General features: G+C 26.8%; 1 protein-coding gene. It reads left to right on the top strand.

The annotated features are described in order from the left end of the window. On the top strand, positions 1-1,166 hold a 1,166-nt coding region (locus tag L8T90_RS07820), incomplete at its 5' end, for an autotransporter outer membrane beta-barrel domain-containing protein (RefSeq protein ID WP_263737172.1). Between the last annotated feature and the right edge of the window lie 152 nt (positions 1,167-1,318).

The raw sequence follows: 1,318 nt of genomic DNA, 5'->3' as shown, positions 1-1,318 counted from the left end.
ATCAAACCAATAATGGTGCAGGTGTAAATGGTTATAATATCCATAGCTTATCAGGTATTTATGACTTTATAGGTTTGGGTAATGGTCAGTATGTAGCTAATGTTAACTTAGCTGAATTAAGTGGTAAAACATTAGCTAAATCTATGGTGTATTCTTCTAGATTAAGAAATATTAATATCTCTAATATGTTAAGAGATTTAAATACTAAAAACTTCCAAACAGAATTCTCTCAAGTATTAGATATGGAATTGTCTAAAAAAGGAGAAGCTTATGGTAATGATGCTGATTTATTAGCTGAATTAGAAGATATATTTATTCCTAATAAAAATCCAAAAGCAAGTAATCATTCTTTCTTACTTCCTTATTATAATCACTCTTCTATTAAGATAGGAAAGAGTGTAGGACAATTAAGTGTTGATACTGCAGGTTTAATGGGAGGATCTTTTAAAGAATTACCAAAAGATTATGGTATTATAGGTTTTTATCTAGGTTATGAAGATTCTTCTAAAGAACAAGCTACTCAAAGACTTAAATTTGATGATAAAACTTATTATGGTGGTTTAACTTATTATGGAGTAATAGCAAGAAATGGTATAGATCAATACTATATTAGTGCTAATACTAAATTAGACTATACTACAACAGATATAGAAAAAACTTATAAAAATATTCCATCTAGTATAAAAAGTGATGCTAAGGTATATGGTTATGGTGCTGAAGTAAAATTAGGTGCTAATTATTATAATACTTTAGATATAGCTAGAATATCTCCAGAAATAGGTTTAAGCTATTATGGTATGAGTAATAAAAACTTTGCTCTAAGACATATAGATGGATTAAAAGAGCATTATATGGCAGAACAATTTAATTTCTTTGATGCAATAGCAGCTGTGAAATTATATAAGCCTTTAAATGATAAATTAAGAACTAATATTACTATAGGTAGTGTAGTAAATTTATACAATGATGCAAAAGGAAGTTTAAAACTAGGTCCAAATGAAATTAGTACAGATATAGATACTTCTAAGTATTATGGATTTGGACAATTAGGTCTTTCTTATGCTATAGCTGATAATGCTGATTTATCATTAAATTATGCAGGTGCATTTACATTTGATAATACCACTTCACATACTATGTTTTTAAAACTAGGTTTATGGTGGTAAGATTATTCTCACACTAACTATTTATTAGTTAGTGTGAATAAACAATTTAACTGCCCAGAGTTTGCTTAAAACAACAAAATAAAGTTAAAGAAAAAATATCAATATAATTATTAGTTTAGAACTTATTAGATTGATGATGATAAATCTTTTTT

The sequence above is a fragment of the Campylobacter sp. RKI_CA19_01121 genome, assembly GCF_025771295.1.
In the GTDB taxonomy this organism is placed as follows: Bacteria; Campylobacterota; Campylobacteria; order Campylobacterales; family Campylobacteraceae; genus Campylobacter_D.
The sequence above is the reverse complement of the archived record's forward strand: the minus strand, read 5'-3'. Positions and strand labels throughout refer to the sequence as shown.